Genomic DNA, 21792 nt, shown 5'->3' with positions numbered 1-21792 from the left:
ACCGTCCGCTGTGTGCCGGTATGAGGGAGGACGTTCTTCTCAGGCCTTATGGTCGGCAAAGCCCTGGTTGGACCCTTACCCCAGGGTACGTCCGGCGGTCGTGAAACAGGGCGGCCTCGGCTCGCCGGGCCACGTACCCTCTTCTGTTGTGCCGAACGCCAACGAAGACAACCTCAGCGCCCTGAGCCAGGTGCAGCACCGCGCGGTGAACGAGCTCCTGCGGGTAGCCCCTGTCGCCGACGACCTCGCCCGCCGTTTCCAGGAGGCGGGGTTCTCCCTCGCCCTGGTCGGTGGTTCGGTACGGGACGCTTTGCTCGGCCGGCTCGGCAATGATCTGGACTTCACGACGGACGCCCGGCCCGAGGACGTCCTGAAGATCGTGCGCCCCTGGGCGGACTCCGTGTGGGAAGTCGGGATCGCCTTCGGCACCGTGGGGCTTCAGAAGGAGGCCCGCGTCGAAGGCGTCGACCGATGCTTTCAGATCGAGGTCACCACCTACCGCTCGGAGGCGTACGACCGCACCTCGCGCAAGCCCGAGGTGTCTTACGGCGACTCCATCGAGCAGGACCTCGTCCGGCGTGACTTCACGGTGAACGCCATGGCCGTGGCGCTGCCCCAGAACGAGTTCATCGACCCGCACGGAGGCCTGGGCGACCTCGCGGCGCGAGTGCTGCGTACGCCGGGGACGCCGGAGGAGTCCTTCTCGGACGATCCGCTGCGGATGATGCGCGCCGCCCGTTTCGCCGCCCAGCTTGATTTCGAGGTCGCCCCCGAGGTCGTCACGGCGATGACGGAGATGGCCGCCCGCATCGAGATCGTCTCAGCCGAGCGGGTACGGGACGAGCTGAACAAGCTGATCCTCTCCACACACCCGCGCAAGGGGCTGGCCCTGCTGGCTGACACCGGCATCGCCGGCCACGTGCTGCCAGAGCTGCCCGCCCTGCGGTTGGAGAGCGATGAGCACCACCGGCACAAGGACGTCTACGAGCACACGTTGATCGTCCTCGAGCAGGCGATCGACCTGGAGGAGGACGGCCCCGACCTCGTGCTGCGACTCGCGGCGCTGCTGCATGACATCGGCAAGCCGCGCACCCGACGCTTCGAGAAGGACGGCCGCGTCTCGTTCCACCACCACGAGGTGGTCGGAGCGAAGATGACCAAGAAGCGGATGACGGCCCTGAAGTACTCCAATGAGCTGGTGAAGGACGTCTCACGACTGGTCGAACTCCACCTGCGCTTCCACGGGTACGGCATGGGCGAGTGGACGGACTCCGCGGTGCGTCGCTATGTCCGGGACGCCGGACCGCTCCTCGACCGGCTCCACAAGCTGACCCGGTCGGACTGCACCACGCGGAACAAGCGCAAGGCGGCGTCGCTCTCACGGGCGTACGACGGGCTGGAGGAGCGCATCGCCCAGCTGAAGGAGAAGGAGCAGCTGGACGCGATCCGTCCCGACCTCGACGGCAACCAGATCATGGAGATCCTGGGCATCGGCCCGGGCCCCGCCATCGGCAACGCGTACAAGCATCTGCTGGAACTGCGCCTGGAGCACGGACCGATGGAGCACGACGCCGCGGTGACCGCCCTCAAGCAGTGGTGGTCCGAGCAGGTCTGAAGCTGAAAGGGGCGGTCATGTTTCACGTGAAACATGACCGCCCCTTTCAGTGGCGGCCGACACTTGAGCGGCCATTCTGCGAGCACCGACGAGAGCGCCGCATGGGGCCTACCCCGTGCGGCGCTCTCGTGCGGCCAGGCGGTGTTTCACGTGAAACACCGCTTGATGCTTGCCGACTGCCTTACTTGGTTGCCTTCAGGCAGAGGACGACGTCGTGGTTGCCGCCCGACTGGATGTATGCGATCTCGGCTTCCGTGACCGTTGCGCACTTCTTGTCGTCGCTGCTGTTGTCGAACTTCCCGACGACCTTGTACTGGGCGTCGGCAGAGGAGCAGTCGACCGTCTTCAGGTCGGGATCAGACTGGCTGCCCTTGTTGTGTACGCAGCTGCCGACGGACGTGGTCTCGGCGTCGGTCTTGCCCATCTGCCACTTGACCACGGCGATGATTATCGCGAGGACTATGAAGCCGACGATGCGCAGCACCTTCTTGCTGACACGCTTGCCGGGGGCCGCCGGCGGGACAGGCGCATACGGCGCCGTGCCCTGCGGCGGGTAGGGTGCCTGGCCCTCGGGCTGGCCGTAGGGCTGCTGGCCCTGCTGCGCAAACGGGTTCTGGCCCTGGGGCGGCGGAGTCGACATTTGGGGGTCCCCCTAGAAACTTAGGTGTGGCGCGAAATCACTCGCGAAGTAAGACGCACGTAAGTTACCGGGCCCCACTGACAACGCCGTACCCGAGAGGGAGTCTGTGTCATTGATGTGACACGCGGCGACGTACAAAGTGGGCCATAGCGCAAGCATTTCCTCCGTAGATAACGGCGATCGTGACCACCAGCGCAGCGGAACGGCCGTCAGGCGGAAGCATCAGGGCGGAGATTGCGGCGGCGCCGACGAACGCGACGTTGAACAGAACGTCGTAGAGCGAGAAGATCCGGCCGCGGAAGCCGTCCTCCACACAGCACTGGACAATGGTGTCGGTGGCGATCTTCGCGCCTTGAGTGGCCAGCCCCAGCACGAACGCGGCGACGAACGCGGCTGTCCGGGCGAAGGGGAGCACCAGCAGGGGCTCCAGGACGGCGGCCGCTGTAGAGCAGACGACGATCCAGCGGAGCGGGCCCAGCCGTTCTGCCGCCGCAGGTGTCACCACCGCCGCGAGGAAGAACCCGGCTCCGGAGACGCCCACCGCGACTCCCAGCAGGGCCAGTCCGTCGTCCGGGTCGGACGACCAGGCGTACCGGCACAGCATCAGCACCATGACGGTCAGGGCGCCGTAGCAGAACCGCATCAGCGAGATCGAGACGAGCGCCCAGGCCGCCTCCCTGCGCCGCGGCTCGGACAGATGCCGCACGCCGGCCGAGAGGCCGCGGGCGGTGCCCCTGAGCGCGGCCGTCAGCCGGGTCGGGTCCAGCGCCCGGCCGGGGCCGAGCAGATCCGCGGCCATGGACAGGGACATGAGCGCGGCGCACAGATACAGTGCGCACGCCAGCAGCACGACCGCGGCGTCGGAGTCCGCGACCACCAAGCGGACGGCGAAGGCGAGACCACCGCCCGCGACCGCGGCCAGCGTCCCGGCCGTCGGCGAAAGGGAGTTGGCAATCACCAGACGCTCACCGTCCACCACGCGAGGCAGAGCCGCGGACAGGCCGGCGAGAACGAATCGGTTGACCGCGGTGACGCACAGCGCGGAGGCGTAGAAGAGCCAGTCGGGCACCTGGCTGACCATCAGGGCGGCCGTCGCGGACGCCAGCAGGGCGCGCAGCAGGTTGCCGTGGAGGAACACCTGCCGGCGGCGCCAGCGGTCCAGGAGGACGCCGGCGAAGGGGCCGACCAGGGAGTAGGGCAGAAGCAGGACGGCCATGGCGGAGGCGATCGCCGCGGCCGACGTCTGTTTCTCCGGGGAGAACACGACGTAGGTGGCGAGCGCGACCTGGTAGACGCCGTCCGCGCACTGGGAGAGCAGCCGTACAGCGAGCAGCCGACGGAAGTTCCCGAAGCGCAGCAGGACGCGCAGATCACGGACGACGGCCATGGGCACAGCCTCACATACGGGGAGGGTCCCCGGGTCGGATACCCGGGGACCCTGTTCAGCCCTGGCAGGAGCGAATTTCTGTTCGGTCGGGCTAGCGCTCGACCTCACCGCGGATGAACTTCTCGACGTTGGCGTAGGCCTCGTCGTCGAAGTACTGGACCGGCGGGGACTTCATGAAGTAGCTCGACGCCGACAGGATCGGGCCGCCGATGCCGCGGTCCTTCGCGATCTTCGCGGCGCGCAAGGCGTCGATGATGACACCCGCGGAGTTCGGGGAGTCCCACACCTCGAGCTTGTACTCGAGGTTCAGCGGGACGTCGCCGAAGGCACGGCCTTCGAGACGGACGTACGCCCACTTGCGGTCGTCCAGCCACGCCACGTAGTCCGACGGGCCGATGTGGACGTTCTTCTCGCCCAGCTCGCGGTCGGGGATCTGCGAGGTGACGGCCTGCGTCTTCGAGATCTTCTTGGACTCGAGGCGGTCGCGCTCCAGCATGTTCTTGAAGTCCATGTTGCCGCCGACGTTGAGCTGCATGGTGCGCTCGAGCCGGACACCTCGGTCCTCGAACAGCTTCGCCATCACCCGGTGAGTGATGGTGGCGCCGACCTGGGACTTGATGTCGTCGCCGACGATCGGGACGCCCGCCTCGGTGAACTTGTCCGCCCACTCCTTGGTGCCGGCGATGAAGACCGGGAGGGCGTTGACGAACGCGACCTTGGCGTCGATGGCGCACTGGGCGTAGAACTTCGCCGCGTCCTCGGAGCCCACGGGCAGGTAGCAGACGAGGACGTCGACCTGGCGGTCCTTGAGGATCTGGACCACGTCGACCGGGGCCTCGGCGGACTCCTCGATGGTCTCGCGGTAGTACTTGCCGAGACCGTCCAGGGTGTGGCCGCGCTGGACCGTGATGCCCTTGTTCGGGACGTCGCAGATCTTGATGGTGTTGTTCTCGCTGGCGCCGATGGCGTCCGAGAGGTCGAGACCGACCTTCTTCGCGTCGACGTCGAAAGCCGCGACGAACTCGACGTCACCGACGTGGTAGTCCCCGAACTGCACGTGCATCAGGCCCGGCACCTTGGTCGCCGGGTCGGCGTCCTTGTAGTACTCGACGCCCTGCACCAGCGATGCCGCGCAGTTGCCCACGCCGACGATGGCTACGCGAACCGAACCCATTCCGGTTGCTCCCTGTGTGTACGAGTGAGGCCCTGAGTGGGCGCTCACGTGGCGGTGTCGTCGGGCGAATCCGTCCCGGGGGTGTCCCCGGGACGGGGCAGGACGCCCGTCGATCCAGATGTGGTGTTCTGCTGAGCGGGCCCCCCGGAGTCGGAACCTTTGAGGTCCCGTCCGGCCCGCTCGCTCTCGATGAGCTCGTTCAGCCAGCGCACTTCGCGCTCCACGGACTCCATTCCGTGGCGCTGGAGCTCAAGCGTGTAGTCGTCGAGGCGCTCCCGCGTGCGGGCCAGGGATGCGCGCATCTTCTCGAGGCGCTCCTCCAACCGGCTGCGGCGGCCCTCCAGCACGCGCATGCGCACATCGCGCGACGTCTGCCCGAAGAAGGCGAAACGAGCGGCGAAGGTCTCGTCCTCGTACGCGTCCGGGCCCGTCTGCGAGAGCAGTTCCTCGAAGTGCTCCTTACCTTCCGCCGTCAATCGGTAGACGATCTTGGCGCGCCGCCCGGTGAGGGGAGCGGCGAGGGCATCCTCGGAGGTGTGTCCCGGCTCTTCGATCAACCAGCCATTGGCGACCAGCGTCTTCAGGCACGGGTAGAGCGTGCCGTAGCTGAACGCACGGAACACACCCAGTGACGTATTGAGTCGTTTGCGCAGCTCATAGCCGTGCATCGGGGACTCGCGGAGCAGCCCGAGGACAGCGAACTCGAGGATCCCGGAACGCCGGCTCATCGTCGCCTCCCTTCGGTCCGCCTCTGCTTATCTCGCGCTGATGTATCGACTCGATACATCACGACGATAGAACGGCGTTCCGGATGCGACAAGGGGGGAAGTGGTGAACGGGATCACATCACCGATTACTTGGAGGCAGGTCGTCCCTTTTGGGGTGAATTTGACGTCTGGGCAGGTTTTGGCGGTGCGTAGTCTGTGCGCCATGCACACCACCGGGACCCATGAGACGCCGGGGGGCGTCGAGGTCCTCGGTGCAGTACGGGTGAATGCGCGACCCACCGCGTCCGTACTTTGGGGGGACAGGAAACCAGCCGCCTTTTCCAGGCGCGCACGGATGCGCCTGCCCGAGGAGTAATCGTTCGATGAGCGAGCACCGTCGCAAACCGCCGCAGCCGCAGGGAGGCGGACGTGCCGCGGCCCGACGCGGCCAGTCCGGTCCGTCCTCCGGCCGCCGCGCGGCACCGCGAGGCGCCACCGGATCTCCCTCCGACTACGGGTTGGGGCAAGGGGCCGGAGGCGAGGAGCAGCCGCTCGGCAGCCGCGCCGACGCCCGACGCACGTCCCCGAGGAACGCGGGCGGACGGCGTAGAGCAGCCGAGCCCGCGGGAGGCCGCCGTGGCGGCTCCACCGGCCCGGCCCGGGGCAGAGGGCGTGCCACGCCCGGCCGGAAGCGTCTGGTCGACTACCCGCGCGCCGGGAAGGACGGCTGGCAGCGCTGGGTCCCGTCCTGGAAGCTCGTCACCGGCCTGTTCGTCGGTTTCGTCGGCAGCCTGGTGGCCGTGGCGGGCATCGGATACGCGATGGTGGGCATCCCGGACATCGCCAAAACGGCGACGGCGCAGAACAACGTCTACTACTGGAAGGACGGCAGCCAGATGGTTGCCACCGGTGGGGAGACGAACCGGCAGAACATCGACCTCTCGCAGATCCCGGAGGAGATGCGCTGGGCGGTGATCTCGCAGGAGAACAAGACGTTCTACGACGACAGCGGCATCGACCCCAAGGGCATCGCCCGCGCTGTGTTCAACATGGCCCGGGGCGGACAGACGCAGGGCGGATCGACGATCACCCAGCAGTACGTCAAGAACGCGATGCTCAACGACCAGTCGCAGACGATCTCCCGGAAGTTCAAGGAGATCTTCGTGTCCATCAAGGTGGGCGCAGAGGTCGACAAGAACCAGATCATGGCCGGCTACCTGAATTCGGCCTACTACGGGCGCAACGCCTACGGCATTCAGGCCGCCGCACGCGCCTATTTCGACAAGGACGCGATCAAGCTCAACCCGGGTGAGTGCGCCTTCCTGTCCGCCATGCTGAAGGGCGCCACGTACTACGACCCCGCCGGCGCGACCTCGGTCGACTCGGTCGGCGCCACGCCCGCCGCCAACAGCAAGCGGGCTCTGCGCCAGATGCAGGACACGCTCGACAAGATGGTCCAGTACGGCCATCTGGACGCCTCGGTGCGCGCCAAGTTCACCACGCTCCCCAAGTGGGAGAACCCCCGGTCGAACACGGACCTCAAGGGCCAGATCGGCTATCTCGTCGACCTCGCCAACGGTTACCTGGTCACCAACAGCAAGAAGACCGGGATCACCCCGGAGCTGCTGCAGCAGGGCGGCTACTCGATCTACACGACCTTCGACCGTGCCAAGGTCACGAAGCTCGAGGAGTCGGTCAAGAAGGTCCAGCAGGCCAACATCAAGCCGAAGCAACGGCCGGAGACGGACACCCACGTGCAGTTCGGGGGGGCGTCCGTGGAACCGTCCACCGGTGCCATCCGGGCCGTCTACGGCGGTGAGGACGCCACCAAGCACTTCACCGACAACGCCGACCAGACCGGCGCGCAGGTCGGTTCGACGTTCAAGCCGTTCGTACTGGCGGCCGCGATGACCTGGGGCGTGCGCGATCCGGATCTGGGGTCGTCGCAGGCGCAGGACGAACGCACGATCGTCTCGCCGGAGAGCCTGTTCAGCGGCAAGAACAAGCTCAAGATCGAGAACTACGACGGTACGGTCTGGAAGAACGAGAAGGGCGAGGAGTGGCTGCAGACGAACGACGGCAACGTCTCGCTCGGCACCCCGCCCAAGTTCAAGATCGACCTTCGTGAGGCGATGCGTGAGTCGGTGAACTCCGCCTTCGTGCAGTTGGGCATGGACGTCGGCCTGGACAAGGTGAAGGAGTCCGCCAAGAGCGCGGGTCTGAAGGAGTCCAGCCTGACCAACAGCGGCTTCCCGTCGTTCTCGATCGGTATCTCCGACCCGAGCGCGATCCGGATGGCAGGCGCGTACGCCACTTTCGCCGCCAGCGGCAAGCAGCGCGACCCGTACTCCGTGGAGAAGGTCACGAGCGAGAAGGGCCAGATCTTCACGCACGAGAACGAGACGAAGCAGGCGTTCACCGCGAAGGTCGCCGACAACGTCACGGACGTGCTGAAGACCGTGGTCGAGAAGGGCACCGGTACCAACGCCCAGTTGCCCGGCCGTGAGGTCGCCGGTAAGACCGGTACCACCGACGGCAACAAGTCGGCCTGGTTCGTGGGCTACACCCCGCAGCTGTCGACCGCGGTGAGCATGTTCCGCTACGACGACGACGAGTCGAACAAGAACCGTACGTTCCTGGAGATGTTTGGAACGGGTGGCCAGAAGAAGATCCACGGTGCCTCGTTCCCGGCACAGATCTGGCACGACTACATGAGCGCGGCGTTGAAGGGCACCCCGGCGAAGGGCTTCCCGGAGCCCCAGCCCATCGGCGAGATCGTCAACGCGGAGCCGTCGCCGTCGCCGTCGCCTTCCGCTTCCGAAACCGAGGAAGAGGAGCCGTCGCCGTCGCCGTCCCCCAGCGAGCCCTCGATCGAACCCTCGCCCTCCTCATCGGAGACCTGCAACCGCTTCTTCGGCTGCGACGACGAGAGCAACGGCGGGACGAACAACGGGAACGGCAACGGCGGCAACGGGGGTAACGGCGGCGGCAGCCCGTCGCCCAGCTCATCGGAGACCGAGGGCGATCCCAGAGGTGGGTTCTTCGGGGGCCCAGCCGGTTAGCCGTAAATCAGCCGGCTCGCAGTCTGGCTTGGGTGTTTCACGTGAAACATGCGCATGTTTCACGTGAAACGAGGGTCGCTCCACCGCACCCGGTGGGGCGGCCCTCGGTGTTTCCCTAGGTCGGTACGGCAGGATGGCGCCTATGCCCAGTGCAGAATCGACGTCGGCGCGAGTGAACGAGCCGGATCCCGTAAAGCCGACCCGTGACGATCCGGTGGCCGCGGCCGGCAGTGAGCTGATCGGAGGTCCTCTCGGCCGGCGAGCCCTGCTGGGGACGTCCTGGTGGACCCCCGTGCGGATCATCGCGCTCGTGGCGATCGGGATGTTCGCCCTAGGACTGATCCAGAAGGCGCCCTGCTACAACGGAGGCTGGTTCTTCGGGGCCACCTCCCAGTACACGCACGCCTGCTACTCGGACATCCCGCACCTCTACCAGGGGCGTGGCTTCGCCGACGGGCTCGTGCCGTACTTCGACAAGCTCCCTGGCGACATGGACTACCTCGAGTACCCCGTGCTGACCGGCGTGTTCATGGAGGTGGCCAACTGGCTGACGCCGGGCAGCGGCAGCATCCAGCACCAGGAGCAGTGGTACTGGATGGTCAACGCAGGGATGCTGATGGCGTGCGCGGCCGTGATCGCCGTCTGTGTGACCCGGACACACGCCCGACGGCCGTGGGACGGCCTGCTGGTCGCCCTGGCGCCCGCCTTCGCACTGACCGCGACCATCAACTGGGACCTGTTGGCGGTCGCGCTGACGGCCCTGGCCATGCTCATGTGGTCCCGGGGACGGGCGGTGGCGTTCGGCCTCCTGCTGGGGCTTGCCACCGCCGCCAAGCTCTACCCGGTCTTCCTGCTCGGCCCGCTGTTCATGCTGTGCTGGCGTGCCGGGAAGTGGCGAGACTTCGGCAAGGCGCTTGGGGGCGCGGTCGTGGCCTGGCTCCTGGTGAACCTGCCGGTCATGCTCTTCGCCTTCGAGGGATGGTCCAAGTTCTACCGGTTCAGTCAGGAGCGCGGCGTCGACTTCGGCTCCTTCTGGCTGATCCTGGCCCAGAACTCCAGCGACCCGCTGACCACCGACAGCGTGAACACGCTCGCCACGCTCCTGGTCGTGCTGTGCGCGGTGGGTATCGCAGCGCTCACGCTGACCGCGCCCCGCCGGCCCCGCTTCGCCCAGCTGGCCTTCCTGATCGTCGCGGCCTTCATCCTGACCAACAAGGTCTACTCGCCGCAGTACGTGCTCTGGCTGGTGCCGCTGGCGGTGCTGGCCCGGCCGAAGTGGCGGGACTTCCTGATCTGGCAGGCCTGCGAGGTCGTCTACTTCCTGGGCATCTGGATGTACCTCGCGTACACGATGGGCGGCGACGCCCACAAAGGCCTGCCGACCGACGGCTACCACTGGGCCATCGGCGTCCACCTGCTGGGAACGCTCTACCTGTGCGGAGTGGTCGTGCGTGACATCCTGATGCCAGAACGGGACGTGGTACGTCTGGGCGGCGACGACGATCCCTCGGGCGGGGTGCTCGACGGAGCGGAGGACGTCTTCGTTCTGGGCGCGGCCGCCCATCCTCCCGGGCACGCCTCGCACTTCGACGGCCACCAGGTGGACTGGGGCAAGCAGGACGTCATCGACAGTTCGCCGTGAGCGAACACCACACCGCGCGGATGTGACAGAGGCCGTACACGGAGGTTCCGCGTACGGCCTCTGTCACATCCGTACGCCGCTCAGCGGTCCACGAGCCGGTCGAACTGGGTGGTGGTGTGCCGCAGATGGGCCACCAGCTCGTCGCCGACGTGCGGCTCCGGAGCGTCCGAGGGCACGAACAGGATGGACACCTGCATGTGCGGCGGCTCGGCGAACCAGCGCTGCTTGCCGCCCCAGACGAACGGGGAGAGGTTCCGGTTCACCGTGGCGAGACCGGCCCGGGCGACGCCCTTCGCACGCGGCATGACGCCGTGCAGGGCCTTGGGGGCCTCCAGGCCCACCCCGTGCGACGTACCGCCCGCGACGACCACCAGGAAGCCGTCGGAGGCCGCCTTCTGCTGCCGGTAGCCGAAGCGCTCGCCCTTGGAGACCTTGGTGACGTCCAGGACGGCGCCGCGGTACTCGGTCGCGTCGTGGTCCCCGAGCCACAGCCGCGTCCCGATCCGGGCGCGGAAGCGGGTCTGCGGGAACTGCTGCTGCAGCCGGGCGAGTTCGTCCGCCTTGAGGTGGCTGACGAACATCGTGTGCAGCGGCAGCCGGGCCGCCCGCAGCCGGTCCATCCAGCCGATGACCTCCTCGACGGCGTCGGAGCCGTCGGTGCGGTCCAGCGGCAGGTGGATGGCGAAGCCCTCCAGCCGGACGTTCTCGATGGCCGCGTGCAGCTGCGCCAGGTCCTGCTCGCTGATGCCGTGCCGCTTCATCGACGACATCACCTCGATGACCACGCGGGCCCCCACGAGGCCGTACACGCCGTCGACCGACGACACCGAGCGCACGACCCGGTCGGGCAGCGGGACGGGCTCCTCACCACGCCGGTAGGGCGTCAGCACCAGGAGGTCGCCGCCGAAGAAGTCCTTGATGCGCGCGGCCTCGTACGTCGTGCCGACGGCGAGGACATCCGAACCCAGTCGGGTGGCCTCCTCCGCCAGCCGGTCGTGCCCGAAGCCGTAGCCGTTGCCCTTGCAGACCGGTACGAGCCCCGGGAACTGCTCCTGCACGTGCTTGTGGTGCGCCCGCCAGCGCGCGGTGTCGACGTAGAGCGTGAGCGCCATGGCCGGACCCGGGACCTTTCTCGTGGCTGCGGTTGTGGGGGAAGTGCGTCAGAGGTGTCAGGGGTGTCAGAGGGTGTCAGAGACATGCAAGCACTGAACGTGACCGGCGTCAGCGGCGCGACATGTAGATGTCGAGCGCCTTGTGGAGCAGCTTGTTGAGCGGGAAGTCCCACTCGCCGAGGTACTCGGCGGCCTGGCCGCCCGTGCCGACCTTGAACTGGATCAGGCCGAAGAGGTGGTCGGTCTCGTCCAGTGAGTCGGAGATGCCGCGCAGGTCGTAGACGGTGGCGCCGAGCGCGTAGGCGTCGCGCAGCATGCGCCACTGCATGGCGTTCGACGGACGGAACTCACGGCCGATGTTGTCGGAGGCGCCGTAGGAGTACCAGACGTGTCCGCCGACGATCAGCATCGTGGCGGCCGAGAGGTTCACACCGTTGTGGCGGGCGAAGTACAGCCGCATCCGGTTGGGGTCCTCGGAGTTGAGGGCCGTCCACATGCGCTGGAAGTACGACAGCGGGCGCGGCCGGAAATGGTCGCGCACGGCCGTGATCTCGTACAGCCGCTGCCATTCCTCGAGGTCGTGGTAACCGCCCTGGACGACCTCGACGCCGGCCTTCTCGGCCTTCTTGATGTTGCGCCGCCACAGCTGGTTGAAGTTCTTGTGGACCTCTTCAAGGGAACGGTTCGCCAGCGGCACCTGGTAGACGTAGCGCGGCTGGACGTCGCCGAAACCGGCGCCGCCGTCCTCACCCTGCTGCCAGCCCATGCGGCGCAGCTTGTCGGCCACCTCGAAGGCACGCGGCTCGATGAAATCGGCCTCGATGTCGCGAAGCCGCTTCACGTCCGGGTTCTGGATGCCGGCCTTGATGGAGGTGGCCTCCCAGCGACGGATGATCACCGGCGGACCCATCTTCACCGAGAACGCGCCCTGCTGCTTGAGGTGCGCCAGCATCGGTTCCAGCCACTCGTTGAGATTCGGCGCGTACCAGTTGATGACCGGGCCCTCGGGCAGATAAGCCAGGTAGCGCTTGATCTTGGGCAACTGGCGGTAGAGGACGAGACCCACGCCGACCAGTTCCCCGGTCCGCTCGTCGAACCAGCCGAGGCTCTCCGAACGCCATTCGGCCTTGACGTCGGCCCAGGCCGGAACCTGCATGTGGCTCGCCGACGGCAGGCTCTGGATGTATGCCAGATGCTGCTCTCGGCTGATCGTCCTCAGGGTCAGGCTCATTCGGGGCGCTCCTCGGGCTGGTGTGTCCCCATGGGTTCAGGGGCTCCGGCTCTCGCGCCGAAGCCTACTGCGCCTTTCGAGCGGCCTGACTGGGCGTATGGGACCTGCGCCCCGGCCCGTGCGCGGCCGGGGCGTTCCGTCTGGGTTCGTGGGTGTTCCGGGTGTCCTACGGGACGCGGGAGGCCCGGGGCGCCGCGGCCGGCGGCGCCGACCGGGTCACCAGAGTCCGCCGAACAGGCCGCCGTGCGCCATGCCGATGAAGAAGCCGAAGCCCGCGGCGCCGAGACCCAGGATCAGACCGAAGCGCTCACGGGTGGTCTCGGAGATCCACTGCCCGTACGCGCCGGTCAGGATTCCCACCAGTCCGGTCCAGGAGCTGAGCAGATGCAGGCTGTGGAAGAACGACGTGATGAAGGCCGTCACGCCGAGCACCAGCGTCACCGCGAGCAGTGCGTGCTGGAGCGGATGGGGTTTGCCGTCGGTGGCGAAGAGAGATCCGGCGGTATTGGGTCGCAATGCCTGTGCCATACGGCACCTCCTGCGGAAGGCGGCGCATCGTAGCGCCATACACACCCGACGTGTACAGATTGACGGTCACCCACGCCGGATTTCAACCGGAAGCGTGTGTGCAGGTAGTCTGTACCCTCTGCACCGGTGTCTGCCCAGGCCATGCCAGGGAGTCCGCCCAGCTCAGATCGAGGATGTCGCCAGCCGACCCCCGATTGTCAGTGGCGGCCGATACCGTTGCGTACGCATCACAACCCTCCTGCCACGGATCGACCGTGGCCGCTGAGTCCAAAGGAGGTGGGTTCCACATGCGTCACTACGAAGTGATGGTCATCCTCGACCCCGATCTCGAGGAGCGCGCTGTCTCCCCGCTGATCGAGAACTTCCTCTCCGTCGTCCGTGAGGGCAACGGAAAGGTCGAGAAGGTCGACACCTGGGGCCGTCGTCGTCTCTCGTACGAGATCAAGAAGAAGCCCGAGGGCATCTACTCGGTCATCGACCTGCAGGCCGAGCCTGCGGTCGTCAAGGAGCTCGACCGCCAGATGAACCTGAACGAGTCGGTCCTCCGGACCAAGGTCCTCCGCCCCGAGACCCACTGAGCTCACGCTCAGCTGATCTCGGGATTCCGAGTAGCAGCACCAGCAGCCAGCAGCAAACCCGCCGAGAGGTTCCCCCATGGCAGGCGAGACCGTCATCACGGTCGTCGGCAATCTTGTCGACGACCCCGAGCTGCGCTTCACCCCCTCCGGTGCGGCGGTCGCGAAGTTCCGTGTCGCGTCCACTCCCCGCACCTTCGACCGCCAGACGAACGAGTGGAAGGACGGCGAGAGCCTGTTCCTGACCTGCTCGGTCTGGCGTCAGGCGGCGGAGAACGTCGCGGAGTCGCTCCAGCGAGGCATGCGCGTCATCGTGCAGGGCCGGCTGAAGCAGCGGTCCTACGAGGACCGTGAGGGCGTCAAGCGCACGGTCTACGAGCTGGACGTCGAGGAAGTCGGCGCCAGCCTGCGCAGTGCCACGGCCAAGGTCACCAAGGCTTCCGGCCGCGGTGGCCAGGGTGGTTACGGCGGCGGTGGCGGTGGCGGCCAGGGTGGCGGCGGCTGGGGTGGCAACTCCGGCGGCGGCCAGCAGGGCGGCGGCGGCGCTCCGGCCGACGACCCCTGGGCGACCGGCGCTCCCGCTGGTGGCAACCAGGGCGGCAGCGGTGGCGGTGGCGGCGGCTGGGGTGGCAACTCCGGCGGCGCCAGCGGCGGCGGCTACTCGGACGAGCCCCCCTTCTAGGCCTTCGGGCCCGGTTGTCCGGGCCCGATCGGGTCGAAGGCGGGTCGTATCCCCACTTCTTGATCACACAGGAGAAACACCATGGCGAAGCCGCCTGTGCGCAAGCCTAAGAAAAAGGTCTGCGCTTTTTGCAAGGACAAGGTCACGTACGTGGACTACAAGGACACGAACATGCTGCGGAAGTTCATTTCCGACCGCGGCAAGATCCGTGCCCGTCGCGTGACCGGCAACTGCACGCAGCACCAGCGTGACGTCGCCACGGCCGTCAAGAACAGCCGTGAGATGGCGCTGCTGCCCTACACCGCCCAGGCGCGATAAGGGAAGGGTGACCGACAAATGAAGATCATCCTCACTCACGAGGTCTCCGGCCTCGGCGCCGCGGGCGACGTCGTCGACGTCAAGGACGGCTACGCTCGCAACTACCTGATCCCGCGGAACTTCGCGATCCGTTGGACCAAGGGTGGCGAGAAGGACGTCGAGCAGATCCGTCGTGCTCGCAAGATCCACGAGATCCAGACCATCGAGCAGGCCAACGCTGTGAAGGCCCAGCTCGAGGGCGTCAGGGTTCGTCTGGCCGTCCGCTCCGGCGACGCCGGTCGTCTCTTCGGTTCCGTCACCCCGGCCGACGTCGCCTCGGCGATCAAGGCTTCCGGTGGCCCCGAGGTCGACAAGCGTCGCATCGAGCTCGGCTCGCCGATCAAGACCCTGGGCGCTCACGAGACGTCCGTGCGTCTGCACCCCGAGGTTGCCGCCAAGGTCAACATCGAGGTCGTCGCGGCCTGATCGCTGCGCTCGCCCGGCTCACAGAGCTGGGAATCGGCTTGAGAGCTGAGAAGGGGCCGTACCCATCGGGTGCGGCCCCTTCTGCTTGCCTGTTTCACGTGAAACGGTCAGAGGCTTGCACCGGTGATGACCCAGCGACCCGAGCGGGCCCGCAGCCAGAGGGTGAGCATCCGCACGGTCATCATCAACGCCATCGCTCCCCATACCGCAGTCAGACCGCCGCCGAGAACCGGCACCAGCAGTGCCACAGGCGTGAAGACGGCCAGGGTGGCCACCATCGCCCAGGCCAGATAGGGGCCGTCTCCCGCACCCATCAGCACACCGTCCAGTACGAAGACGATGCCGCAGAGGGGCTGGGAGAGCGCGACCACGAGCAGAGCGGGCAAAGCGGCGTCCTTCACCGCTGGGTCGCTGGTGAACAGAGGCAGGAACAGCGGCCGGGCAATGACGACCAGCAGGCCGAGCGCCACACCCACGGCGATGCCCCATTCGACCATGCGACGGCAGACGTCCCGCGCCCCTTGGGGATCATCGGCGCCCAGATACCGCCCGATGATGGCTTGTCCGGCGATGGCGATGGCGTCGAGGGCGAAGGCGAGCAGATTCCACAAGCCCAGAGCGATCTGGTGGGCCGCGATGTCGTCGTCCCCGAGACGGGCCGCCACGGCGGTGGCGATCATCAGAATCGCCCGGAGCGACAGCGTTCGGACCAGCAGAGGGGCTCCGGCATGGGCCGACGCCCTGATGCCCGCAGCGTTGGGCCGCAGTGAGGCGCCAAGTCGGCGGGCTCCCCGGATCACCACCGCGAGGTAGACCGCGGCCATGGCCCACTGGGCGATGACGGTACCCCAGGCGGATCCCGCGATGCCGAGATCCGCACCGTAGACGAGAACGGCGTTCAGGGCACCGTTGGCGACGAATCCGCCGACGGCGACATAGAGAGGTGTCCTCGTGTCCTGCAGCCCGCGCAGCACCCCTGTTGCCGCCAGGACGACGAGCATGGCAGGGATGCCGAGGGCCGAGATGCGCAGATAAGTGGTGGCGTACGGCGCGGCTGTGTCCGAGGCGCCGAAGAGGTCCACGAGGGCCGGGGCACCGGGCAGGACGGTGACGATAACGGCAGCGCCCAGCAGCAGCGCCAGCCAGATGCCGTCCATACCCTGCCGGATGGCGGCCTGAAGGTCACCGGAGCCGACGCGGCGGGCAACGGCGGCGGTGGTGGCGTAGGCGAGGAAGACGAAGATGCTGACGGCGGTCGTGAGGAGAGCGGAAGCGATGCCGAGTCCAGCCAGTTGGGCAGTGCCCAGATGGCCGACGATCGCGCTGTCGGCCATGACGAAGAGAGGCTCGGCGACCAGTGCGCCGAACGCCGGCACGGCGAGTGCGAGGATCTCGCGATCGTGCCGCCGCCGGGGGGTTTTGGCTGGCGCGGGAGCTTGTGTCATGAGCACTAATCTAATCGTCCACAGGTAACAGACACAATTGACTTGAGACCCTTACTCGCTGTTGTGTCCCACTCCTTCTCGCGCGCCGTTCGAAGGGATCTTGGTCCGACCGGGCAACTTTTTCTTCTGCACAGCCGGTGGATGGGGAAAGTGCAGGTCAGGGGGGGTAGTTCAGAAAAATCGAGGGCTTGTTCACAGGCCTGTCCACCGGGTCGTGCACAGGTTTGGCGGAGTTCTCCACAGCATCCGGGCCGTCGTCCACATGGCCTGTGGATAACCAGATTGGCTGACGGTGCCCGCGGGCCTACCGTGGTCCGGCGCCCGCTCCGTCCGTCGGCCGAGGAAAGCTCACAAAACCGACGCGCCACAAACGGAGTTGGGTCTCTCAATTGTCAGTGCCGTGCCGTAGAACAGAGGCACGGCGAGGTCCGCTCGGCGGACGGGAGGAGGTGGCTCGGTGAGCATTTCCGAGCCCTTGGACGACCCGTGGGCCGACAGCGGTCCCAGTGATCGTCTGCCCGCCTCCCGGCGAGGGGGGAGCGGCGGCCGTGGACGCGAGGAGCAGCACGAGCGGGGCCGGGACAGCGGCGACTGGGAGGGGGGCGGAACGCCTTTCGAGCGGGTGCCGCCGCAGGACCTCGACGCCGAACAGTCCGTCCTCGGCGGCATGCTCCTGTCGAAGGACGCCATCGCGGACGTGGTCGAGGTTCTCAAGGGCCATGACTTCTACAAGCCGGCGCACGAGACGATCTACCAGGCGATCCTCGACGTCTATGCCAAGGGAGAACCGGCCGACCCGATCACCATCGCGGCCGAACTCACCAAGCGTGGCGAGATCAACAAGGTGGGCGGTTCGTCGTATCTGCACACCCTCGTCCAGACGGTGCCGACGGCAGCCAACGCCGAGTACTACGCGGAGATCGTCCACGAGCGGGCGGTCCTGCGCCGTCTGGTCGAGGCCGGAACCCGCATCACCCAGATGGGATACGCGGCCGACGACGACGTCGACGAGATCGTCAACCGGGCCCAGGCGGAGATCTACGCCGTCACCGAGCAGCGCACCAGCGAGGACTACCTGCCGCTCGGCGACATCATGGAGGGCGCTCTCGACGAGATCGAGGCGATCGGCTCGCGCAGCGGTGAGATGACGGGCGTGCCCACCGGCTTCACGGACCTCGACTCGCTCACCAACGGTCTGCACCCGGGCCAGATGATCGTCATCGCGGCCCGTCCCGCCATGGGAAAGTCCACGCTCGCGCTGGACTTCGCACGCGCGGCGTCGATCAAGCACAACCTGCCGAGCGTCATCTTCTCCCTCGAAATGGGCCGCAACGAGATCGCGATGCGTCTGCTGTCCGCCGAGGCCCGTGTCGCCCTGCACCACATGCGCTCCGGCACCATGACCGACGACGACTGGACCCGGCTGGCCCGCCGCATGCCCGAGGTCTCCTCCGCGCCGCTGTACATCGACGACTCCCCGAACCTGTCCATGATGGAGATCCGCGCCAAGTGCCGTCGGCTGAAGCAGAGAAGCGACATCAAGCTCGTGATCATCGACTATCTGCAGCTGATGCAGGCCGGCGGCTCCAAGCGTTCCGAGAGCCGTCAGCAGGAGGTCTCGGACATGTCCCGTAACCTCAAGCTGCTGGCCAAGGAGCTGGAGGTGCCGGTGATCGCGCTCTCACAGCTCAACCGTGGCCCCGAGCAGCGAACGGACAAGAAGCCGATGGTGTCCGACCTGCGTGAGTCCGGCTCCATCGAGCAGGACGCCGACATGGTGATCCTGCTGCACCGCGAGGACGCGTACGAGAAGGAGTCCCCGCGCGCGGGCGAGGCCGACATCATCGTGGGCAAACACCGTAACGGCCCGACGGCCACGATCACGGTCGCCTTCCAGGGCCACTACTCACGGTTCGTGGACATGGCCCAGACCTGATCGCGCGGCCCCGGTGAAATGAGCTCGACGCGGAGGGCTGCGGCGGGTGGACTGAGCCCATGACGACATCTCAGGAAGGCCTGCTGGCCGGCACCCGACGGGCCCTGCTCCACCGGATCGCCGTGGCTCAAGCGGAAGGTCGGGCCCCGTCGCTCGTCGCCGCGGTCGTAAGGGACGGGCAGGCCGTGTGGCACGGGGCGCGGACCTCGGTAGAGGGTCACGCACCGGACGAGCACGTGCAGTACCGGATCGGCTCGATCACCAAGACCTTCACCGCCGTCCTCGTACTGCGGCTGCGTGACGAGGGACTGCTCGGTCTCGAGGATCCGTTGGAGAAGCACCTGCCCGGCACCGGCGCGGGCGAGGCCACCGTGGCCGAACTGCTGTCCCACACCGCAGGGTTGGCCGCCGAGTCGCCCGGCCCGTGGTGGGAGCGCACCCCGGGCTCGCTGCGTCCCGAGCTCGCCGACGTCCTGGGCGACCAGGCCGTTCCGTACGCGGCCGGACGTCGGTATCACTACTCGAACGTCGGCTACACCGTCCTGGGCGCACTCGTGGAAAAGCTCCGAGGGGTGTCCTGGGAAGAAGCAGTGCGGCGTGAGGTGATCGAACCTCTGGGGCTGAAGCGCACGGGGGTGCGGCCGGGGGTGCCGGCTGCGGGCGGCTGGGCCGTTCATCCCTGGGCCGACGTCATGCTGCCCGAGCCGGTGGAGGACTTCGGGCGTATGGCCTCCGCGGGACAGCTCTGGTCCACGACAGGCGACCTCGCACGCTTCGCCGCCTTTCTGACGCGCGGCGACGACCGGGTACTCGGTGCGGCGACCCTGCGCGAGATGCGGACGCCGTCGGCGCCCGCAGAGCCGGGGGATCTTGCCGAGGGAGCCACCTACGGCCTTGGGCTGCAGATCCAGCACCGTGACGGCCGTCTGCTCGTGGGCCACTCCGGATCGGTGCCGGGCTTCCTGGCGTCCCTCACCATCGGTGTGGAGGACGATGTGGCCGCGGTGGTGCTCGCCAACTGCACCTCCGGCCTCATGACCTCTCAGGTGGCGTCCGATCTCGTGCGCATCGTCGCCGACGCCGAGCCACGGATCCCCGAACCGTGGCGCCCGCTGGCCGAAGTTGACGCTTCCGCACTGGAGTTGGCGGGGCAGTGGTACTGGGGCACGAGCGCTTTCGCTCTTCGGGTCACGGCCGACGGGCTCGTCTCCCTGGGGCCGTTGTCCGGCGGCGGACGGCGTTCCCGGTTCCGGCCGAACGGCGACGGTACCTGGACCGGCCTGGAGGGCTACTACGCCGGAGAGCGCCTGAAGGCCGTACGGCGGCCTGACGGGAGTGTGGACCACCTGGACCTGGGTTCGTTCGTGTTCACGCGCCAGCCGTACGACGTAGGGGCCGCAGTGCCCGGTGGAGTCGACTCCGAGGGATGGCGGGGGATCAGCTGACCGCCACGAGGGGAACGGGCGGTGCCTGGAGCCGACGAACGGGGTGCGCCCTGTTTCACGTGAAACACGGTGCCTCCGCCTCGGCGTTCCGCTCCTGAGGCCCAACCCGTCAGAGCTGCAGCTTGAAACCCACATGTGAGGCCGTGAAACCGAGTCGCTCGTAGAACCGGTGGGCGTCGGTGCGGGTGACGTCAGACGTCAACTGCACCAGTTGGCAGTTCTCCCGTCGGGACTCCTCGATCGCCCACTCCATGAACCGTGTGCCCAGACCGCTGCCGCGCTCGTCGGCGTGCACGCGTACCGCCTCGACGATCGACCTGGTCGCACCACGCCGGGACAGGCCCGGGACGATCGTCAGTTGCAAAGAGCCGACGACGCGCCCCTCGCGGACGGCGACGACCAAGCGCTGGTTAGGGTCGGCCGCCAGTCGTTCCAGAGCGGCCAGATAGGGGCTCAGGTCGTCCGGCGACTCGCGCTGTGCCCCCAGGGGGTCGTCCGCCAGCATCCCGACGATCGCCGGAACGTCCTCTGCGACGGCGGCGCGTATTTCAAGATCTCCCATGCCGCCACTCTAGGCTCATGCGGCGGCGGGTGCCTTGAGGGTCTCCACGACCCGTACGAGGGGGCCGGCTCAGGGTTCTCGGCGCTTCGTCGAGGGCCTCGCGCAGGCCGGTGTCGCTGGTCGGACGGGCTGCCGCGAGCAGCGTCGGGCCGGCTTCGGTGACGCTGGTGCAGATGCCACGGCGGTCGCTGGGGCAGAGGTAATGCTCGAGGAGCCCGCGGTCCTCCAGCCGGGTGACCCGCCGGGTGATGAGTCGGTGTTCCCCCGCGTCTTTGCTCGTCAGCCCCTTCGTTTCGTCAGCCGGCGGCCACGGTCAGGGGAGCGAAACGGCGGCGCCAGTCCCCTGGCAACTCCGGGATGCCATGGGTCATCACGGAGTTGAAGGCGACCGACTCCAGTCCCCGTGCCTTCGCCCACGCCAGCAGCTCCTCGTGCCGAACGTCGATGTCCGTGCGCAGCGGCCGGTCGGTCCGGGCCGCGAGGGAGGCGAGAAGGGATTGCGCGGTCTTCGTGTCCCGGGCGATCAACGGGCCGACGACCTGCGTGTCCATGTTGGGCCAGGCCGCCGAGTAGCCGATGATCCGGCCGTCCTCCTCGGCGACCCGGAACTGGTCGGCGAAGGCGGGCAGGCGGGTGATCACATGGGTGCGGTCGACGCCGAAGACCTCCTCGTCAAGGCGAAGGATCGAGGGCAGGTCCTCGGCCGTGGCGGCACGTGTGGCGACGCCCGCCCGTTGGACGTCCCGACCCGGTGCGTCCGTCGTGAAACGCCCGCGCAGCATTTCCGCCCGGCCGGTGGTCTTGAAGCCCAGTTCCTCATAGAGCGGACGGCCGTTCGGTGTCGCGTGCAGGGTCAGTGGCGTGGTGCCCATCCGGCAGACGATGTGCCGCATGAGGCGTCGGCCGACGCCTTGCCGGGCGTGCCGCTCGGCGACCAATACCATGCCGACGGCCCCGAGGGAGGGAGTGCCGTACGGGCCGTACTCGGTGACGACGCAGGCACTGACGAGGCCCCCGTCGGGGTCGTCGATGCCGTAACCCATTCCGGCCGACAGAAGAAGGCGCCACTTGTGCTCCTCGCGTGGCCACCCCCGGTCCTCGGACAAGTCGGCGCAGGCGGCGAGATCGCGGTGCGTCAGACGACGGATGGGCAGCGCGGTGAGGGACGGAATCGGCACGTCGTTCAGGTTGTCCGACCAGCACTGTTGGCGTCCACCCGTTTCCTTCGGTCGTTTGGGGCACGTGCATTTGGCCGTACCCCTGCCA

General features: G+C 67.6%; 19 protein-coding genes and 1 pseudogene. 9 read left to right on the top strand and 11 right to left on the bottom strand.

Features of this window, described 5'->3' with window-relative positions; all coding sequences use genetic code 11:
• Positions 1-148: 148 nt before the first annotated feature.
• Positions 149-1615 (top strand): CCA tRNA nucleotidyltransferase, encoded by a 1467-nt coding sequence (locus QA802_RS21140; protein ID WP_334525013.1) that lies wholly within the window; start codon positions 149-151, stop codon positions 1613-1615.
• Positions 1616-1796: 181 nt separating this feature from the next.
• Here the strand turns inward: QA802_RS21140 and QA802_RS21135 are convergent, their stop codons facing one another.
• From QA802_RS21135 to QA802_RS21120, 4 genes are all read right to left on the bottom strand, one after another.
• Entirely contained in the window at positions 1797-2255 is a 459-nt protein-coding gene (locus QA802_RS21135; protein WP_334525011.1) for an LppU/SCO3897 family protein, read from the bottom strand.
• Between the two features lie 109 nt (positions 2256-2364).
• Entirely contained in the window at positions 2365-3642 is a 1278-nt protein-coding gene (locus QA802_RS21130) for an MFS transporter (protein ID WP_334525009.1), read from the bottom strand.
• Between the two features lie 91 nt (positions 3643-3733).
• The gene (locus QA802_RS21125) at positions 3734-4816 is read right to left on the bottom strand and encodes an inositol-3-phosphate synthase (protein WP_319276894.1); all 1083 of its coding nucleotides are present in this window, start codon (positions 4814-4816) and stop codon (positions 3734-3736) included.
• A 44-nt stretch (positions 4817-4860) separates the two neighbouring features.
• Positions 4861-5544, bottom strand: a complete 684-nt coding sequence (locus QA802_RS21120) for a PadR family transcriptional regulator (protein ID WP_319165782.1) — start codon at positions 5542-5544, stop codon at positions 4861-4863.
• 362 nt (positions 5545-5906) lie between these two features.
• Here QA802_RS21120 and QA802_RS21115 point away from each other — a divergent pair, with 362 nt between their 5' ends.
• Together QA802_RS21115 and QA802_RS21110 are read left to right on the top strand one after the other, a co-directional pair.
• Positions 5907-8585, top strand: coding sequence for a transglycosylase domain-containing protein (locus tag QA802_RS21115; protein WP_334524999.1), 2679 nt, complete (start codon positions 5907-5909; stop codon positions 8583-8585).
• A gap of 142 nt (positions 8586-8727) precedes the next feature.
• Positions 8728-10227: a glycosyltransferase family 87 protein gene (locus QA802_RS21110; protein ID WP_334524997.1), complete on the top strand. Its 1500-nt coding sequence runs from the start codon at positions 8728-8730 to the stop codon at positions 10225-10227.
• An 80-nt stretch (positions 10228-10307) separates the two neighbouring features.
• Here QA802_RS21110 and QA802_RS21105 read toward each other — a convergent pair whose 3' ends face one another.
• From QA802_RS21105 to QA802_RS21095, 3 genes are all read right to left on the bottom strand, one after another.
• Positions 10308-11339, bottom strand: a complete 1032-nt coding sequence (locus QA802_RS21105) for an alanine racemase (protein ID WP_319165779.1) — start codon at positions 11337-11339, stop codon at positions 10308-10310.
• A gap of 109 nt (positions 11340-11448) precedes the next feature.
• Positions 11449-12570, bottom strand: a complete 1122-nt coding sequence (gene femX, locus QA802_RS21100) for a peptidoglycan bridge formation glycyltransferase FemX (RefSeq protein ID WP_334524993.1) — start codon at positions 12568-12570, stop codon at positions 11449-11451.
• 216 nt (positions 12571-12786) lie between these two features.
• Positions 12787-13098, bottom strand: coding sequence for a hypothetical protein (locus tag QA802_RS21095; protein ID WP_319165777.1), 312 nt, complete (start codon positions 13096-13098; stop codon positions 12787-12789).
• A gap of 287 nt (positions 13099-13385) precedes the next feature.
• On the opposite strand from QA802_RS21095, the gene rpsF reads away from it, so the two are divergent.
• The 4 genes from rpsF to rplI all read left to right on the top strand — a co-directional run bounded on the left by rpsF (position 13386) and on the right by rplI (position 15138).
• Entirely contained in the window at positions 13386-13676 is a 291-nt protein-coding gene (gene rpsF, locus QA802_RS21090; protein ID WP_006604399.1) for a 30S ribosomal protein S6, read from the top strand.
• A gap of 76 nt (positions 13677-13752) precedes the next feature.
• Positions 13753-14355, top strand: a complete 603-nt coding sequence (locus QA802_RS21085; RefSeq protein ID WP_334524986.1) for a single-stranded DNA-binding protein — start codon at positions 13753-13755, stop codon at positions 14353-14355.
• Between the two features lie 81 nt (positions 14356-14436).
• Complete coding sequence (rpsR, locus tag QA802_RS21080; RefSeq protein ID WP_020130672.1) at positions 14437-14673, top strand: 30S ribosomal protein S18; 237 nt, start codon at positions 14437-14439, stop codon at positions 14671-14673.
• Positions 14674-14691: 18 nt separating this feature from the next.
• The gene (gene rplI, locus QA802_RS21075) at positions 14692-15138 is read left to right on the top strand and encodes a 50S ribosomal protein L9 (protein ID WP_107443001.1); all 447 of its coding nucleotides are present in this window, start codon (positions 14692-14694) and stop codon (positions 15136-15138) included.
• Between the two features lie 107 nt (positions 15139-15245).
• Here rplI and QA802_RS21070 read toward each other — a convergent pair whose 3' ends face one another.
• The gene (locus tag QA802_RS21070; protein ID WP_334524981.1) at positions 15246-16583 is read right to left on the bottom strand and encodes an MATE family efflux transporter; all 1338 of its coding nucleotides are present in this window, start codon (positions 16581-16583) and stop codon (positions 15246-15248) included.
• Between the two features lie 457 nt (positions 16584-17040).
• Here QA802_RS21070 and dnaB point away from each other — a divergent pair, with 457 nt between their 5' ends.
• A complete protein-coding gene (dnaB, locus tag QA802_RS21065) occupies positions 17041-18519 on the top strand; it encodes a replicative DNA helicase (protein ID WP_334524978.1) in 1479 nt (492 codons plus the stop codon).
• 59 nt (positions 18520-18578) lie between these two features.
• Positions 18579-19964 (top strand): serine hydrolase domain-containing protein, encoded by a 1386-nt coding sequence (locus QA802_RS21060; protein ID WP_334524975.1) that lies wholly within the window; start codon positions 18579-18581, stop codon positions 19962-19964.
• Positions 19965-20073: 109 nt separating this feature from the next.
• Here the strand turns inward: QA802_RS21060 and QA802_RS21055 are convergent, their stop codons facing one another.
• The 3 genes and pseudogenes from QA802_RS21055 to QA802_RS21045 form a co-directional block, all read right to left on the bottom strand.
• A complete protein-coding gene (locus tag QA802_RS21055) occupies positions 20074-20526 on the bottom strand; it encodes a GNAT family N-acetyltransferase (protein WP_334524972.1) in 453 nt (150 codons plus the stop codon).
• 15 nt (positions 20527-20541) lie between these two features.
• Positions 20542-20773, bottom strand: a pseudogene (locus QA802_RS21050) (winged helix DNA-binding protein); the annotation flags it as partial.
• Between the two features lie 49 nt (positions 20774-20822).
• On the bottom strand, positions 20823-21704 hold the full coding sequence (locus tag QA802_RS21045) for a GNAT family N-acetyltransferase (protein ID WP_334524969.1): 882 nt from the start codon (positions 21702-21704) through the stop codon (positions 20823-20825).
• Positions 21705-21792 lie beyond the last annotated feature (88 nt).

The sequence above is a fragment of the Streptomyces sp. B21-105 genome (assembly GCF_036898465.1).
Taxonomy (GTDB): domain Bacteria; phylum Actinomycetota; class Actinomycetes; order Streptomycetales; family Streptomycetaceae; genus Streptomyces.
Note: the sequence above shows the minus strand (reverse complement) of the source record. Positions and strands in the feature narration are given on the sequence as shown.